The organism is Pseudomonas syringae pv. coryli str. NCPPB 4273 (assembly GCF_000972175.1).
Classification (GTDB): Bacteria; Pseudomonadota; Gammaproteobacteria; order Pseudomonadales; family Pseudomonadaceae; genus Aquipseudomonas; species Aquipseudomonas syringae.
Window position 1 is genome coordinate 43,229 of the sequence record NZ_AWQP01000002.1, and the last position, 15,139, is coordinate 58,367.

Consider the following 15,139-nt stretch of genomic DNA (forward strand, 5'->3'; position numbering starts at 1 on the left):
ACCTCTTCCAGCTGCGCGGAGACATGGCCTGGTTGATTGAGCAGTTTTCAGCTGCGACTACGTACAGACTTGAAGTTGCTCACGACGTTTGGTCGAGGCGACGACTGACCCATTGCCTAACAAGCCAGGCTGTCATTCACCGGCGAATCTGCAGTAGGGGTTCATGTGTTAATACAGCGAATACGAGGTGATGGTTAAGTGCCATCACGTATTAATGGCTAGGACAGGGCTGGTTTGAAAAGGTTGCATGGGACGGTAGATGCCTGGATAGACTGATCGATACGCCTTGTTTCAGTGTGTTCTGGTTTACGGTTTTTATACGTACGTGCAAGTCCACCCATGCGAGGGTCTGTCAGATTCACGGTCCTCACGACTGGTAACACAGACGCGCATCGGCAGGTGTCGAGGAAACCTTTTTAGGGCTATGATCTGGTCGTTGAGGTTCATATTGAATATGCCGATAAGGAGGATTCATGCCCAGATCTCCAGAAAACATACTGTCTGAAGAAGCTATTCAGGAGCTGGAAGCCCAGATCCCGGCTAAAGCGTCCATCGCAACCAGAATGGCTTATGAGAAGGCAAAATCGTCCGGGCAGACAGTGTTGTTGTCCAAAGGAGGATTTATCGTCGCCGAATGTGCGGACGGCACGGAGAAAGTCGTGTGTGCCTCGAAGCCGAGACGCAAGGTAACGACCGGCTCTTTCAGGATCGGCCCAGGGTCCACTACCAGTGCCCGTACCTAGGCTACGTGTCTTTGCCGGCCCCAACGGTTCAGGCAAAAGCACCATCAAACGCATACTTCATCCTGACCTGATTTACATCTACGTCAATGCTGACGACCTTGAGCGTGAGGTGGGTGACAACGGGTTTCTGGATCTTTCTTCCTTTTCGATTGACGCTGACCAGCAGGCTTTCCGGACGTTTTTTTCGTCCCACCCCCTCATTGAAAGAGAGCAGTTGGCTTGCCAGGCTGAGCATTTCGTCCTCACCGCCCAATCGCTATTGATTGAAGGCATTACCTTCACGTCCTACCACGCCTCGGTGGTTGCTGACTTCATCAGGCATCAATTGCTTGATCAGTCCGCCAGCTTCACGTTTGAGACGGTCATGTCAGATCGTTCCAAAGTGGAGTTCATCAAAAAAGCCAAGGCAATGGGATACCGGACCTATTTATATTTTGTCGCTACCGAAAACCCGAGTATCAATATCAACCGGATCGCGATTCGTGTTGGCGAGGGCGGGCATAATGTCACACCGGAGAAAGTGCATACTCGTTATCACAGATGCCTGGCGTTACTGCCGGAGGCCATCCAGGCGACGAGCCGAGCATACTTGTTTGATAACTCCGGAGATACTGCAGAGCTCGAAGCAGAAATCACAGACGCTTCGATTGTCGAATACAAAGTTGACGAAGTCCCGGAGTGGTGCAAAGTCTCTATTGAAGAGCTTGAACGGCTTATCGATCCGCAACCTTAGAAGTGCTTTTTATCTGAGTACGAGCGCTTGGCTACAGATCGCAAAGCGCACATACGCTCACGCCTCATACCGCCGCCGCGCATCACTGAGCATGGAGATCGTCAGTTTGCGTACTTCCAGTTTGCTGATCTCTACATGGGAACGCAGCAGCAATAATGCTTCGTCACGTTTGCGCGCCTGAAGGGCATTGAGGATCGCGGCGTGTTCGAGGTAGGTGTGTTCGATACGTGCGCTTTTGAAGAAGTCCAGACGGCGCACGATCCGGATGCGCTCGGTCACTTCCTGGTGGATACGGGCCATTTCCAGGTTGCCTGAAGCGGCTACCAGTTGGGTATGGAACTGTTCATCGAGGTCGGCGACTACTTGCATGTCTATCTGCCAGCTATCGCGATCTATCAACCAGTGTTGGCGCAGAACAGTGAGTTCCGGATGCACTTCGGCCGATGCACAGATGCGCTCGACCGCTGCGCACTCCAGGACGATGCGCAGATCGTATAGCTGGTCGATCTGGTTGAAGTCCAGAGGCTTGACTGACCAGCCACGCCGGAACTCGACATCCAGATAGCCTTCGCGCTGCAGGCGGTAGAGCGCGTCACGCACTGGTGTTCGCGAGACCTGATAACGGTCGGCCAGTTGGGTTTCGGTGAAGCGATCGTAGGGCAGCAGGTAGAAGTCGAAAATCTCCTGCTTGAGCCGCCGATAGACGTCTTCAGCCAGCGCGTTGGTGGTGTTCGGGGAATTCAAGGGCGTGGCTCCAGGCTGCTCAGGTCAATGCTGACATGTGCGGCAACGACTTTCCAGCCGCCCTCCAGTCGCGCCCAGGTTTGCATCTGCCGGCCAAGGCGCTGGGTGACGCCATCATGAAACTCGGTACTGACCGTGGCGAAGTCTTCACCGAAGGTGCTCACCACAGTGCGCAGCAGCGTGCGGCCCGGTCCGACCGGCTGACACTGGCGTCGATAGCGCGCAATCGTGTCGGCGCCCTGCAGGTTCTCCGCGACGCCGTAGCGGACGGTCTGTTCTGAATCCCAGAAATACGCATCCAGCGTGCTCAGCTCATTGGCCAGCAGGGCGCGTTCGTAGTCGTGAAAGGCGTGGGTCACTTCAGCGACCACGTGGGGGAGGTTGATGTCCATCAATGTGTGCTCCTTGTCTGCAGCGCCTGCTCCAGGTCCGTCAGTGAGGCAACCCGGCCGACAATCCCGCCTTGTGCGGTGATCATCTCCAGCGTGGCCTGTTTGAACGCGGGAAAGTAGCTTTCGGTCGCGTCCTCGATCAGCAGGCAGCGATAACCCCGGTCGTTGGCTTCGCGCATGCTGGTCTGCACGCAGACTTCGGTGGTGACGCCGGCGAAGATCAAATGCGTGATCCCCGCGTCGGTCAGCCGCTGCTGCAGGTCGGTGGCGAAGAACATGCCTTTGCCAGGTTTGTCGATGACCCACTCGCCGGCGCGCGGTGCCAGGGTGTCGATAATCTGATTGCCGGGTTCGCCGCGAATCAGGATGCGCCCCATCGGACCGGGATCGCCGATGCGCAGGCCCGGCGAGCCATGGTCACGTTTGGCTTGCGGGCAATCGGCAAGGTCCGGGCGGTGTGATTCGCGGGTATGGATCACCGTCATGCCTTCATCGCGCGCCAGCGCCAGCAGGCGTTGCACGGACGGTACGATGGCTTGCAACGGTGCGACATCGTTGCCCAGTGCGGCACCAAAGCCGCCGGGTTCGAGGAAATCGCGCTGCATGTCGATGATCACCACAGCGGTACGGGACGTGTCGAAGGCGAAGCGGTCAGGGCGCGCATTGACCTTGATCATGCCGGTTCCCCCGCGAGATGCTCGGCCCCGGCCATGTGTCGGCCCAGCTCGGTACGGTCGGCGTCTGCTGCACGGGTTTCAAACACCAGCTCGCCGTCGTGAATGACCACGATACGGTCTGCCAGGCTCAGCAGTTCGTCGAGGTCTTCACTGAGCAGCAGGACCGCTGTGCCGCTGTTGCGAGCGTCGATCAGGCGCTGGTGAATGAGCGCGACACTGGCGAAGTCCAGACCGAATACCGGGTTGGCGACGATCAGCACCGCGACGTCGTGGGTCAGTTCACGGGCCAGTACAGCGCGCTGCACGTTACCCCCGGACAAGGTGCCGATCGGCCGATCAGGATCGTTGGGCGACACTTGGAACTGCTCAATCAGGCTGCGTGCCTGGACACCTGATGCGCGACGATCCAGACGCCAGCCCTGGCGGCACAGCGGCGGCTGGTCGAAATTGCGCAGGGCCAGGTTGTCAGCCACGCTGAACGTGCCGATGCAGGCGTTGCGCAGGGGTTCTTCAGGCAGGCTGAACACGCGCAGGCGCTGCATCTGTTCACGCCGTGCGTGGTAAGGCTGACCGTCGACCGCTATCTGCCCGGCGCTGAAGGCGCGCTGGCCGAGCAGCGCTTCGGTGAGTTCGCGCTGACCGTTGCCGGAGATACCTGCAACCCCGACGATCTCACCCGGGTGAACGGCCAGAGACAGATTTTTCACCGCCAGCGTGCCTTTGTCGCCAGGTACATCCAGGCCTTTCACCTGCAACTGCGGCGGGCGTGCCGCCATCAGCGGGCGCTCGCTGCTCACCCCGCGTACCTGTGCCTCGCCCATCATCCACGCCGCCATCTGTTGTGTGGTGGTGTCAGCCACTGCCGCGCTGCCCACCCAGCGACCCTTGCGCAACACAGTGACGTCATCGGCGTAGGTGCTGACTTCGCGAAACTTGTGGGTGATCATCAGGACGGTCAGTTCGCCACGATGCGCCATCGCCTGCATTAGCCCCAGCACTTCGTCGGCTTCCTGCGGCGTGAGCACCGAAGTGGGTTCGTCGAGAATGACCAGCCGACGCTCCAGATACAGCTGTTTGAGGATTTCCAGTTTCTGCTTTTCGCCAGCCGCCAGGCTGCTGACCGGCCGATGGATGTCCAGTCGAAAAGGCATTTTTGCCATGAACGCTTCCAGGCGCTGGTGCTCGCTGGCCCAGTCGATACGCCACGGCAGATCGCCGCGCGACAGCACCAGGTTTTCCGCCACGCTCAGGCCCGGCGCGACGGTGAAGTGCTGATACACCATGCCGATCTGCAACTGATGAGAGTCGCGCGGGGTGCGAATCTCGTGTTCGCGGTTGTTGATCAGAATGCTGCCCGACTGCAGCGGGCTGTAGCCGATGATGCCTTTGACCAGCGTGCTCTTGCCGGCGCCGTTCTCGCCAAGCAGGGCGTGGACGGTGCCGGCGCGGACCTTGAAGGACACCTCGTCGAGTGCGCGAAACGCACCGAAATGCTTGCTGGCACCAATTGTCTCAAGGCTCGGGGCGCGCATGTTCATACTTCCAACAAGTCGCGAAGCATTGACGAATGGCCGACCGCACCGAACACGCCACCCTGCATTTTGACCATGCTCAGGGCCGCCGCATGGTTGCCAGGGTCGGTCGCCCCGCAGCAGTCTTCCAGCAGCAGGCACTCGAAGCCACGGTCATTGGCTTCGCGCATGGTGGTGTGCACGCAGACGTCGGTGGTGATGCCGGTCAGGATCAGATTGTCGATGCCGCGGGTGCGCAGGATCAGTTCCAGATCGGTGGCGCAGAAGGAGCCTTTGCCGGGCTTGTCGAGCACGATTTCGCCGGGCAGCGGTGCCAGCTCGTCGATGATTTCCCAGCCCGGCTCGCCCCGTACCAGAATCTTGCCGCACGGACCCGGGTCGCCGATTCCCGCGCCGATGCGCTGCGAGCGCCAGCGTTTGTTGGCGGGCAAGTCACTGAGGTCCGGGCGATGGCCTTCGCGGGTGTGGATGATGGTGAAGCCCAGCAGGCGCATCGCGGCGAGCAGCGCCTTGATCGGCTCGATGGGCGCTCGGGTCAGGGCCAGGTCGTAGCCCATGCTGTCTACGTAGCCGCCGACGCCGCAGAAGTCGGTCTGCATGTCGATCACGATCAAGGCCGTGTTGTGCGCATGCAATTGCCCGTTCCAGGGCCAGGGGTAGGGCGCCGATGCAATATGACGTTCGCTCATGGCGTTACTCCTTCCAACTGCTGGGGGTGGGTTTGAAGTCGCGCTCGGGGGCTGCAAAACCGCACGAGCTGCCATCGGTATGCACGACATCGTCTTCCCACGGCAGGCGGTACTGGCCTGCGCTCAGATCGTGCATGTAGGTGTAAGGACAGTCGCGTGCGCCGCCCTTGACCGCCACATAGCCGCGATGCCCGAATTGATAGATGTTGTTCTCCACGCCCCAGTGCACACGGGCTTCGCGGACCAGGTCGGGGCGTAGTTCGCAGCAGACGATTTCGTCGGCCCGGCCACCCCCTTCAGCCATGATCGTACCGTCGAAGTCGACAAACATCGCCTCGCCCATGGAGTCGAACGTGCCGTCGGAGCCGCACATACAGACGCTTGCGGTCTGCATCAGGTTGGTGAAGGCGTTGCTCTGATTGGTGATCTTCCACGAGTGGCGGATCGGTGCGGTGTAACCCGCGGTGCGCAGCATGATGTCGGCGCCCTTGTAGGCGCACTCGCGGGCCATTTCCGGGAACATGCCGTCATGGCAGATGATCAGCGCCAGCTTGCTGCCGCGCGGTCCGTCGCAGACCGGAATACCCAGGTCGCCCGGCTCCCACGGTTCGACCGGTACCCATGGGTGCAGCTTGCGGTAGTACAGGCGAATCTCTCCAAGGTCATCGACAATCAGGCCACTGTTGAACGGGTTGCCGTGCGGGTTGGCTTCCATGATCGAGAAGCAGCCCCATATCCGGTGCGTCTTGCACGCCTCACGCAGCGCGATGACTTCCGGGCCGTCGAGGCTGCACATGATCTCTGGTGCCGTGCTCATCGACAGGCCGTGCAGCGAGTATTCGGGAAATACGATCAGGTCCATGCCCGGATTACTGCGCCGCGCCTTGGCAACCATGCCGACCACTTTCTGCGTCTGCGCCCACAACGCCTCGCGCGTATGCGGATCGGGCAGCGCCAGTTGCGCCAGGCCGATCACCACACCATTGGGCGACTTGTTCAAACCACCAAGACCACTGGCCATGCAATGCCTCCTCGAAAAGATCAGTTCATCGCGTCAGGCTGAGTTCGCCAGGCGCGCCGTTCAACGTGCGACCACGGCGACAGGTGGCGTACATCACCACCAGCGTCAGCGCATAAGGTGCTGCAGCAAACAGGTAGTAGCCGGTGCTGATCCCGACCGCTTGCAGGGCCGGGCCGATGGCACCGGCAGCGCCGAACAGCAACGACGCCCACAGACACGCCAACGGGCGCCAACGGGCAAAGATCACCAGCGCCACGGCCATTAGTCCCTGACCGCTGGACAGTCCTTCGTTCCAGCTGCCGGGGTAGTAAAGCGACAGGTAGGCGCCGCCGATACCGGCCAGCCCGCCGCCGACCGCAGTGGCCACAATGCGTACCTTGAGCGGTCGATAGCCCAGCGCCTGAGCGGTTTCGGCATGGTCGCCGACCAGACGCAGCATCAGCCCCCAGCGCGTGGTGCGCAGCCCCCAGTGCAGAACGAACGCCAGTGCTGCACCGACGAAGAACAGCACATTGATGTTCAATGCCGAGCGCACGCGTTCTTCGCTGCTCCAGGCGCCCAGCGCCAGTGAAGGCAGCATGGGCGCCTGTGGCTGGATAAAGGCTTTGCCGAGAAAGAACGCCAGGCCGGTGCCGAGCAGGATCAGTGCGATGCCGAACGCGATGTCGTTGACCCGTGGCAACGAGCACGCCAACCCATGCAGCAGGCCCAGCAGAACGCCGACCCCGGCAGCCGCGCCGACGCCCAGCCACGCCGAGCCGCTGAGGCATGCGACGGCATATCCGGACATGGCGCCCGCCACCAGAATGCCCTCCAGCCCCAGGTTGATCCGGCCGCTTTTCTCGGTCAGGCATTCGCCCAGGCTGACGAACAGAAAAGGTGTGCCGACGCGGATAGCTCCGGCCAGCAGGGCGAGCAGAAAGGTAGTCAGGTCGATATCAGCCATGTTGCAGTGCTCCCTTGTCGAGCGGTGCAGGCGCCGCCGTCAGCCTTATCTTCCAGGCAGCGATACGCCCACCCAGGGCTTCCCAGAGCAGCAGATTGGTGAACAGCAGACCTTCAAGAATCAGCGTGGTGGCGTCCGGTAGACCGAGCCGTCGTTGCAGCAGTCCGCCACTGGCTTCCAGCCCGCCAAGCAGGATGGCGCAGACGATAATGGCCAGCGGATGATGGCGAGCGGCGAAGGCCACGAGGATGCCGCTGGTGCCATAGCCTGCGATCAGCGCGGCGTTGGCGCTGCCTTGCACTGCGGTGACCTCGAACATGCCGGCCAGACCCGCCGCCGCACCGCCCAGCAGGCAACTGAGCATGATCAGCCGGTCCACGGGCAAGCCGATCATCAGCGCGGTACGCACGTTGCCGCCGACCACGGCGAGGGCAAAACCCTTGACGCTGTGGCGCACCAGCACGTACGCCAGCAGACAGGCGACGACGCCCGCCACCAGGCCCCAGTGCACCTCGAAACTGTCGCTGATCGTGCCGATCATATAGGCATCGTCCAGCGGCGGCGTCGAAGGCTTGTTCAGGCTTGCCGGGTCGCGCAGGGGGCCTTCCACCAACTGCCGGAACAGGGCCAGGGCGATGTACGAAAGCAGCAGGCTGCTGATCGTTTCATTGACCCCGCGACGCTGGCGCATCCAGCCACTCAGACCAATCCACAGTGCGCCCACGGTCATTGCTGCGACGGCCATGCAGGCAAGCATCAAAGCGGCTGACAGATGGCTGAGCCACAAGGGTGTCACTGCGGCAGCCAGGCCGCCCAGTACCAGCGCGCCTTCACCGCCGATGATGATCAGCCCGGCCCGCGCGGGCAGGGCGACGCACAGCGCGGTCAGCATCAGCGGCGCGGCGCGTTGCAAGGTGTTTTCCAGCGCGAACCACGAGCCGAACGCGCCTTCGCCGACCAGCTGCAGCGCCTGCCAGGCAGGCTTGCCCTGAACCGCCAGGAACAGCCCGAACAGCACGCACGAGGAAAACACCGCCAGCACTGTAGGCAACCCTGGCAACAACGCGCTGGCCAGGCGGCGCAGACTTGTCGATGAACTCATGAACGTTCCTCAGAGCTGGCCAAGCACGCCTTCGACCAGGTAATTCATGCTCTCCAGAGCAATGTCGGTCTGGCCTTGGGCGACGCCATCGGCAATCACCACGTTGCCCTTGTTGTCCTTGAGCGGGCCTTTGAAAATCACGAACTGACCGGCCATCATCTGCGCCTTGATGGCATCGGCTTTCTGCCTGGCGTCGGCCGTGACCGCAGGCCCGTAGGCAGACGTTTTGACGAAGCCTTCCTTGAGCCCGCCGCGCAGGAAGTTGATCATCGGCGCGCCGCTCTGGGCTGCCGCGACGTGAGCACGATAAGGCGTCTCCCAGTTCCATTCGGCCCCGGTCAGGTAGCCCTTGGGCGCCAGCGCAGCCTGACTGGCGTGGTAGCCACAGGTCATCACGCCGCGTTTTTCAGCCGTCTCGACGATCACCTTGGGCCCGTCGACATGGCAGGTCAGCACGTCACAACCCTGGTCGATCAGGCCGTTGGCAGCTTCTGCTTCCTTGACCGGCAGCGACCAGTCACCGGTGAAGATCACTGTGGTGACGATGCTCGGGTCGACCGAGCGGGCACCCATGGCGAACGCGTTCAGGTTGCGCAGCACTTGCGGCACAGGTTTGGCGGCGACGAAACCGAGTTTTTTGCTCTTGCTCATGTGCCCGGCGATCACGCCGTTGAGGTATTGCGCTTCGTCGATGTAACCGAAAAAGCTCCCCGCGTTCATCGGGTCGCGACCTTTCTGCCAGAGACCGCCGCAGTGCGCGAAACGGACGTCGGGGTACTTTTTCGCGACCTTGACCACGTGCGGTTCGAAATAGCCGAACGAGGTCGGGAAAATCAACGTGGCGCCGTCCTGACGGATCATGGCTTCCATGGTCTTCTGTACGGCCACGGTTTCCGGAACGTTTTCTTCCTCGATCACTTTGACGTTGGGCAGCGTCTTGATGATGGCCGCTGCCTGGGCGTGGGCCTGGTTGTAACCAAAGTCGTCGCGAGCGCCGACGTAGATGAAACCCACTACCAGTGGCGCATCGGCTGAATAGGCGCGACCGAAAGGCAGCGCTGCGCTCAGGCCGATAATGCCCGCCAACTTGATGAAACTGCGACGATCAACATTCGACATGTGTGCTACCTCGGGTCATTGAGCGATGGAAGATGTGTGCGCGGCGCGGTAGGCGCGCCAGCCTTTGTAGTCAGTGATGTCCAGCGCGCTTTCAAGGCCGCCAGGTTCACAGATGAAACCCTTGACCCACTGGCCGTCGGCCAATTGCAGGGAACCGATGCCCAGTGGCGCTGGAATGGCCGCGACGAAAGCGCCGAACTGGCTCAGCGGCATTTCCCAGACTTCTATCTCGATGCTCGCGCCCTGTTCAGCGACGCGCACCAGTCCCGGCTTCGGCGGCGTCGTTTCTGCCAGCGCATACAGGCGGTAATCCGCGCTGGTGGTTGTGCTGCGCAGCAGACGCGCGCCGCCTTCGAGCAATTGCCAGTTGAGTGGCTGGCCAACGAGGTGGGCACCGACCACCGCAACCTGCACGGTCGGGCTGTTATAGGGCAGGGGGGCCATCGCCACGGCGTCACGCTGGTCAGCCTGGCCGAACAGCGGTTGCCAGGCGGCGGCGATCTCTGCCAGACGCTGATCGGCACCGGCCGGGCCAATCAGCGTGATGCCCGTAGGCAGTCCGTCCACGCGACGATCTGTCGGGATGGCGATGGCGCACATGTTCATCAGGTTGACGAAGTTGGTGTAATAGCCAAGCTGTGAGTTGAGCGTGACCGGATTGCCGAGCACTGCTTCGATGGTCGGCATGCACGGCGCGGTCGGCACCACCAGCACGTCGATGTCGGTCAGCAACTGCTGCGCAGCGCGGGTCAGCTCTGCCAGGCGATAGCGCGCGTTGAACGTGTCCACGGCGTCGAATGAATCCGCGCTCTGCACAATGCCGCGTACCACAGGATGTATATCGGCCGCGTTGCTGGCGAAGAATTCGCCGATCGCAGCGCGGCGTTCCGCCACCCACGGGCCTTGATACAGCAGGGCAGCCGCCTCGGCGAACACGTCGAACTCGATAGTGCTGACCTTCACCAACGGGTCGTTCTGCAGGGCTTCAAGGGTTTTGAGGTAAGCCGCCTTTGCCTGCTCATCACCGAAGAACTCGCAGTGCCGCGCCACGGCGACACGCCGAACCCTGCGCTGCACCGGCAATGCCTGCACGGCCACACTGGACGCATCCAGCGGGTCGTAAGCTGCAATGACCTGCGCCACCTGCCAGGCTTGCATGACATCCTTGGCAAAGATGGATGGGCAGTCCAGCGTGCGGCAGGCAGGCACGACTCCGCGGCTGCTGAACAGGCCAAGGCTGGGCTTGAGCCCGACGATGCCGTTGAAGCCGGCCGGCACGCGGCCTGAACCTGCGGTGTCCGTGCCCAGTGCAAAACTGACGTAGCCACGCGCTACCGCCACTGCCGAGCCGGAACTCGAGCCGCCGCTGACGTAGGCCGGATCATGCGCATTGCGCACCGCGCCGTAGGGCGAACGGACGCCCACCAGGCCAGTGGCGAATTGATCGAGATTGGTCTTGCCCATCAGGATTGCGCCGCTGTCGAGCAGCAGTTGCACAACGTGAGCATTGTTCTCGGGCACGTAGGCGAACGCCGGGCAAGCAGCCGTGGTCGGCATGTGCGCCACGTCGAAATTGTCCTTGACCGCAAAGGGCACGCCGAACAGCGGCAATCGGTCATACAGCGCATCGCCCAGTTGTTCGGCGATACTCTCCAGCGCCTTTGCCCGCTCGACAAGCTGTGCCAGCGGGACGCGATGAATCCAGACCTCTGCCCGGTCATCCGCATCAATGTGTGCGGTCAGGGTCTGCACCAGTGTCGTCAGGGTGGTGTCGCCCGAGCTGAGCGCCGACTGAAGTTCAGGGATATCGAGTGCAGTCATGGTGGTGTTCATTCATGTATACAAGATGAACTGACGCGTTTGCACGTTACGGGCCAAGCTTGGTCAGAGGGCGATTTACAGGGAGGTTACCGGCAATTGGCAGGGTGTTATTCAGCAGTCATGCGTCATGTTTGCGCTTGAATATCTCTGCGTGCACAAAGATAGGTCGTGTCAGCCGCAGGGCGAATGTATCGCCGCACGGCTGACATCAATGCAGGTTTCTCAGCTCTCGCAGAACCTGAGCCGGTTACCGAACGGGTCGCAGACTTCCAGTGTCTTTCCCCAGCCTTGCTGGACGATGTCCGGGCGGGCATAGCCGTACTGCTTGCCGATCAGCTCATCGCGCAATTGCTCGATGTTCTGCGTCGGGATGAACACCGCCGCACCTGGACAGGCATCACCGTGATGCTCGGAGAGGTGCAGGTTCAACCCGTTACGGCTGATGCCCAGATACAACGGCAGATCCGCTTCGAAGCGGTGCTCGAATTCGATGCTGAAACCGAGAAAGTCGATGTAGAACTCACGCGCCTTGCGTTCATCGAACATCCGCAGGATCGGGATGGCGCTGGTGAAGGTCACGGTGGCTGGCTCCTGTGCAGACATTGCTATTCCTTTATTTGAGATGATGGGCGTGCAGTCATTGATGCCGATGCACGCATTTATGCTATGCGGGCTGCTTTACCGGGAACGAGACGAACGGTTTTATTTCCTTGAGCACGAACATGCTCTGCATTTCCTTGATGCCGGGTAATCGTCTGACCACGGTCATGGCGAAGTCAGCAAAGGAATCCAGATCGGGCGCCACGACCTGAAGCAGAAAGTCCGCATCGCCGCCGATGCTGTAGCACGCCACGACATCTTCCAGCTGCATGACTTCCTTCTCGAATTTTCTGGCCTCGGCCTCACTATGACTGTCGATGCTGATACGAATGAACACCATGACGCCAAGCCCTATCTTGCGGCGGTCCAGAACGGCTCGGTAACCCTGGATATAGCGATGTTCTTCCAGTTGCCTGACCCGTCGCCAGCAGGGCGAGGCAGACATGCCGATCTGGTCGGCCAGGGTCTGATTGGTGATACGGCCGTCCTGCTGCAGAGCCGTGAGGATCCTTACATCAGTAGGATTCAACGTCTGGTAGGTCATAAATTCCGCAACTCCTTGTGGATGGGGGAAATTCTACCTAATTCGGTGATGCAGGCAATCAGAATAGATGATTTTTTCCCGTTTAAAGCGTGTAGTATTTTTTCCAGACACGGTTTGGCAAACGTCTCACCACTACACTGTTTGCCGTTAGCCGGATCGTTGGAAAGTAAATAGGGACAGCCCCGCGTTTAAATAATCCAGTCAACGTGGTCGGCGATAAACAAGGACGATGCATGATTCTCCACTTGGTTTTCTTCAAGTTTCATGAGCCTTTTCAATGGTGTGACAGTGAAGTCCTGGAGGCAGAAGCCGCCACCCGTGGACACCCGCACCGTATTAGCGAGATTGCAGGCTGGGCCTGTGGAAGAAATATAAGCGTGCGTAAAAGAGCAATGGACTTTGTGGTTATGGGCTTATTTGAAAGTCAGGAAGAACTGTCAAGTTTCCTTATTCATCCTGATCACCAGGACGGCGTGCTCAAGTGGCAGAAGATCGCCAGTTGGCAGGTCGTGGATATCGATATCAACAGTGACACAACACAGTGGTCAGGGCTGCTTGATGGCTGGACTGACGTGGTCAGCGCACCGCTCGATGCGGTGAGCGTTTCTCGATAGTTTGAGGGGGATCCATGAATTTTGATGCGGCACTTCACAAGTGTGTAATCGTTGTTGATAAGGCGCTGGGGCTGGGGCATGCCGCGAACGCAGTCAGCGTCATCGGCGTCAGTATGGGGCGCTCCGTAGAGGGATTGGTCGGTCCGGACATGCAGAGCAGCGACAGTGTCAACTACCCTGGCGTCATCTACGCGCCTTTGCCGATTCTGTTGTCCAGCAATGAAAGCCTGCACGAGCTTCAGGAAAAAGCCCTGGCCGATGATGAGATTTTCAGCATTCCGTTCAGTGCACTGGCGCAATCCTGCAAAACATATCAGGAGTACGAGTCGCGTATCTCGGAGGCTGACAGTTCGTCCATCGAGTTGGTCGCGATCGGGCTGATAGGGCCGAAGAAAAAGATCAGTAAGTTGTCAGGAAACTTTCCACTGTTCAAGTAATTATCTCAATGACAAGGAGGTTGTCGTGTACGCTTTATTCAAACCGGATCTTTTAGAGTTGGCGCGTGTCACGTACCAGCAGCATGCATTGTTTGAAAGTGATGGTATCTCTGTCGAGGAACTGAACGCTATTCAACTCGACCGTCTCAGGCAGACACTTCGTTATGTCAACGCCCATTCTCCGTTTTATCGCGACCTGTTGTCCGCGTCGGACGCTGCATTAAGCACGCTGGACTGGCATGCTTTCCGCCAGTTGCCATTTACTACGAAAGATGACTTGCGCACGGCAGGTCACTTCATGCTCTCTGCTCCGCTGTCTGATGCGTGGATCTATTACGAAACCACCGGCACAACGGGTGCGGCCACGCCCTGCCCGCGTAACGAGCGGGATTCGATATTCAACAACACCCCATTGATACTTCGTTACGAGGCGCTTTTTCAGGCTCACGGCGAGCGCCATATAGTCGGTGTCATGGGGCCTACGGAGCTGCACTCTACCGGGGATACATTCGAGGACGTCTGCCGCAGTCTGGGACATACGGTAGTGAAGATGTGGCCGCGCTCACCGGTCGTCGGTATGGAGCGCGTCGTTACGCTGATCAGGGAGCTGAAAATCTCTGCACTGGTGTGTACTCCCGCCGTTGCAATCAGCCTGGCAAGGCACCTGATAAACAAGGGGCAGAATCCCTCAGCGCTGGGTGTGAAGCTGATATTCACCTTGGGTGAACTCACCACCCCTGGCCTGTTGCGCAACATTGGCGATGTATGGGGCAGTGCGGTTTACAACTGCATGTACGCATCGCAGGAGTCTTCAATTCTTGCCGCCTGTGACAAGCAGGGGCACTTGTGCACCGTGCCCTTGAATGTCGTCTATGAAGTGGTCAATCCGATCACCGGCGAAGTCATGGAGCCGAAAGACGGCCAGATGACCGGCGAGCTGGTTATCACGCACCTCTATCAGGGCCAGAAGCCTCTGATTCGGTATCGCACGGGAGACACGGTCAGAGCCCGGGTTCTGAGTCAGGGCAAGTGGCAGATCATCCCCATCGGACGGCTCAGAGACACGCTGGTCATAAACGGACGCAATCATTGCGCCTACGACGTTGAAGCAGCGCTGTTCGAGCATCTGACAGGTTGTCTGGACTATCACATTCAGGTCGAAACCGTGTCGGGTATCGATAAATTAAGCGTCATTATCGAGTTGCAGCCCAATAGCGAAGCCCGAAACGACCTGAACACCGTCGCCAGCTATATGGAGACCGCACTCGGTGTTCCTGTGAGTATTACTGTCGGCCCGACCGATGCGGTGACCGGCACAGCAGCGATGGTCAGCTGGAAGGCTGCGCGACTCCACGACAAACGCACGGGCGGCGATAATCTGGAGCGTGATACCGCCTTGAAGATCGCTGCGCGGAGGGCCTGACC

The 15,139-nt window shown here is 59.9% G+C and carries 17 protein-coding genes; 5 read left to right on the forward strand and 12 right to left on the reverse strand.

Translation table 11 applies throughout. The annotated features are described in order from the left end of the window. Nucleotides 1-473 precede the first annotated feature (473 nt). Together P406_RS29615 and P406_RS00620 are read left to right on the forward strand one after the other, a co-directional pair. The gene (locus tag P406_RS29615; protein WP_003341904.1) at nucleotides 474-743 is read left to right on the forward strand and encodes a hypothetical protein; all 270 of its coding nucleotides are present in this window, start codon (nucleotides 474-476) and stop codon (nucleotides 741-743) included. After that, nucleotides 730-1,476, forward strand: coding sequence for an ATPase (locus P406_RS00620; protein WP_003341906.1), 747 nt, complete (start codon nucleotides 730-732; stop codon nucleotides 1,474-1,476). The genes P406_RS29615 and P406_RS00620 overlap by 14 nt, the downstream gene beginning before the upstream one ends. Before the next feature lie 57 nt (nucleotides 1,477-1,533). Here the strand turns inward: P406_RS00620 and P406_RS00625 are convergent, their stop codons facing one another. From P406_RS00625 to P406_RS00680, 12 genes are all read right to left on the reverse strand, one after another. Beyond that, complete coding sequence (locus tag P406_RS00625) at nucleotides 1,534-2,220, reverse strand: GntR family transcriptional regulator (protein WP_003341908.1); 687 nt, start codon at nucleotides 2,218-2,220, stop codon at nucleotides 1,534-1,536. Beyond that, nucleotides 2,217-2,612 carry an oxalurate catabolism protein HpxZ gene (hpxZ, locus tag P406_RS00630; RefSeq protein WP_046235013.1) on the reverse strand — a complete coding sequence of 132 codons (396 nt, stop codon included), beginning with the start codon at nucleotides 2,610-2,612 and terminating at the stop codon, nucleotides 2,217-2,219. The genes P406_RS00625 and hpxZ overlap by 4 nt, the downstream gene beginning before the upstream one ends. Beyond that, nucleotides 2,612-3,289 (reverse strand): cysteine hydrolase family protein, encoded by a 678-nt coding sequence (locus tag P406_RS00635; RefSeq protein ID WP_046235014.1) that lies wholly within the window; start codon nucleotides 3,287-3,289, stop codon nucleotides 2,612-2,614. The genes hpxZ and P406_RS00635 overlap by 1 nt, the downstream gene beginning before the upstream one ends. After that, the gene (locus tag P406_RS00640; protein WP_167338273.1) at nucleotides 3,286-4,827 is read right to left on the reverse strand and encodes an ABC transporter ATP-binding protein; all 1,542 of its coding nucleotides are present in this window, start codon (nucleotides 4,825-4,827) and stop codon (nucleotides 3,286-3,288) included. Before P406_RS00640 ends, P406_RS00635 begins: the two co-directional genes overlap by 4 nt. After that, the gene (biuH, locus tag P406_RS00645) at nucleotides 4,824-5,510 is read right to left on the reverse strand and encodes a biuret amidohydrolase (protein WP_046235016.1); all 687 of its coding nucleotides are present in this window, start codon (nucleotides 5,508-5,510) and stop codon (nucleotides 4,824-4,826) included. The genes P406_RS00640 and biuH overlap by 4 nt, the downstream gene beginning before the upstream one ends. Before the next feature lie 4 nt (nucleotides 5,511-5,514). After that, entirely contained in the window at nucleotides 5,515-6,531 is a 1,017-nt protein-coding gene (locus P406_RS00650) for a formamidase (protein WP_004418891.1), read from the reverse strand. 25 nt (nucleotides 6,532-6,556) lie between these two features. Next, a complete protein-coding gene (locus P406_RS00655; RefSeq protein ID WP_024639183.1) occupies nucleotides 6,557-7,477 on the reverse strand; it encodes an ABC transporter permease in 921 nt (306 codons plus the stop codon). Next, entirely contained in the window at nucleotides 7,470-8,579 is a 1,110-nt protein-coding gene (locus tag P406_RS00660; RefSeq protein ID WP_046235017.1) for an ABC transporter permease, read from the reverse strand. The genes P406_RS00655 and P406_RS00660 overlap by 8 nt, the downstream gene beginning before the upstream one ends. Nucleotides 8,580-8,588: 9 nt before the next feature. Next, nucleotides 8,589-9,698, reverse strand: coding sequence for a BMP family ABC transporter substrate-binding protein (locus tag P406_RS00665; RefSeq protein ID WP_004403015.1), 1,110 nt, complete (start codon nucleotides 9,696-9,698; stop codon nucleotides 8,589-8,591). A 15-nt stretch (nucleotides 9,699-9,713) separates the two neighbouring features. After that, nucleotides 9,714-11,519, reverse strand: coding sequence for an allophanate hydrolase (gene atzF, locus P406_RS00670; protein ID WP_046235018.1), 1,806 nt, complete (start codon nucleotides 11,517-11,519; stop codon nucleotides 9,714-9,716). Nucleotides 11,520-11,741: 222 nt separating this feature from the next. Further along, a complete protein-coding gene (locus P406_RS00675; protein ID WP_046235019.1) occupies nucleotides 11,742-12,122 on the reverse strand; it encodes a glyoxalase superfamily protein in 381 nt (126 codons plus the stop codon). Between the two features lie 61 nt (nucleotides 12,123-12,183). Further along, nucleotides 12,184-12,663: an Lrp/AsnC family transcriptional regulator gene (locus P406_RS00680; RefSeq protein WP_004403020.1), complete on the reverse strand. Its 480-nt coding sequence runs from the start codon at nucleotides 12,661-12,663 to the stop codon at nucleotides 12,184-12,186. Between the two features lie 233 nt (nucleotides 12,664-12,896). Here P406_RS00680 and P406_RS00685 point away from each other — a divergent pair, with 233 nt between their 5' ends. From P406_RS00685 to P406_RS00695, 3 genes are read left to right on the forward strand one after another with little or no spacing between them, the layout of a single operon-like run. After that, nucleotides 12,897-13,277 (forward strand): Dabb family protein, encoded by a 381-nt coding sequence (locus P406_RS00685; protein WP_016567350.1) that lies wholly within the window; start codon nucleotides 12,897-12,899, stop codon nucleotides 13,275-13,277. Between the two features lie 14 nt (nucleotides 13,278-13,291). Further along, nucleotides 13,292-13,714, forward strand: a complete 423-nt coding sequence (locus tag P406_RS00690; protein WP_004403022.1) for a DUF2000 domain-containing protein — start codon at nucleotides 13,292-13,294, stop codon at nucleotides 13,712-13,714. A 25-nt stretch (nucleotides 13,715-13,739) separates the two neighbouring features. Next, entirely contained in the window at nucleotides 13,740-15,137 is a 1,398-nt protein-coding gene (locus P406_RS00695) for a phenylacetate--CoA ligase family protein (protein ID WP_046235020.1), read from the forward strand. The last annotated feature ends 2 nt before the right edge of the window (nucleotides 15,138-15,139 follow it).

Coding starts and splice junctions, on each gene's coding strand:
- P406_RS29615 (WP_003341904.1), top strand. CDS start 474: ATGCCCAGATCTCCAGAAAACATACTGTCTGAAGAAGCTATTCAGGAG.
- hpxZ (WP_046235013.1), bottom strand. CDS start 2,612: ATGGACATCAACCTCCCCCACGTGGTCGCTGAAGTGACCCACGCCTTT.
- P406_RS00635 (WP_046235014.1), bottom strand. CDS start 3,289: ATGATCAAGGTCAATGCGCGCCCTGACCGCTTCGCCTTCGACACGTCC.
- P406_RS00640 (WP_167338273.1), bottom strand. CDS start 4,827: ATGAACATGCGCGCCCCGAGCCTTGAGACAATTGGTGCCAGCAAGCAT.
- biuH (WP_046235016.1), bottom strand. CDS start 5,510: ATGAGCGAACGTCATATTGCATCGGCGCCCTACCCCTGGCCCTGGAAC.
- P406_RS00650 (WP_004418891.1), bottom strand. CDS start 6,531: ATGGCCAGTGGTCTTGGTGGTTTGAACAAGTCGCCCAATGGTGTGGTG.
- P406_RS00655 (WP_024639183.1), bottom strand. CDS start 7,477: ATGGCTGATATCGACCTGACTACCTTTCTGCTCGCCCTGCTGGCCGGA.
- P406_RS00660 (WP_046235017.1), bottom strand. CDS start 8,579: ATGAGTTCATCGACAAGTCTGCGCCGCCTGGCCAGCGCGTTGTTGCCA.
- P406_RS00665 (WP_004403015.1), bottom strand. CDS start 9,698: ATGTCGAATGTTGATCGTCGCAGTTTCATCAAGTTGGCGGGCATTATC.
- atzF (WP_046235018.1), bottom strand. CDS start 11,519: ATGACTGCACTCGATATCCCTGAACTTCAGTCGGCGCTCAGCTCGGGC.
- P406_RS00675 (WP_046235019.1), bottom strand. CDS start 12,122: ATGTCTGCACAGGAGCCAGCCACCGTGACCTTCACCAGCGCCATCCCG.
- P406_RS00680 (WP_004403020.1), bottom strand. CDS start 12,663: ATGACCTACCAGACGTTGAATCCTACTGATGTAAGGATCCTCACGGCT.
- P406_RS00685 (WP_016567350.1), top strand. CDS start 12,897: ATGATTCTCCACTTGGTTTTCTTCAAGTTTCATGAGCCTTTTCAATGG.
- P406_RS00690 (WP_004403022.1), top strand. CDS start 13,292: ATGAATTTTGATGCGGCACTTCACAAGTGTGTAATCGTTGTTGATAAG.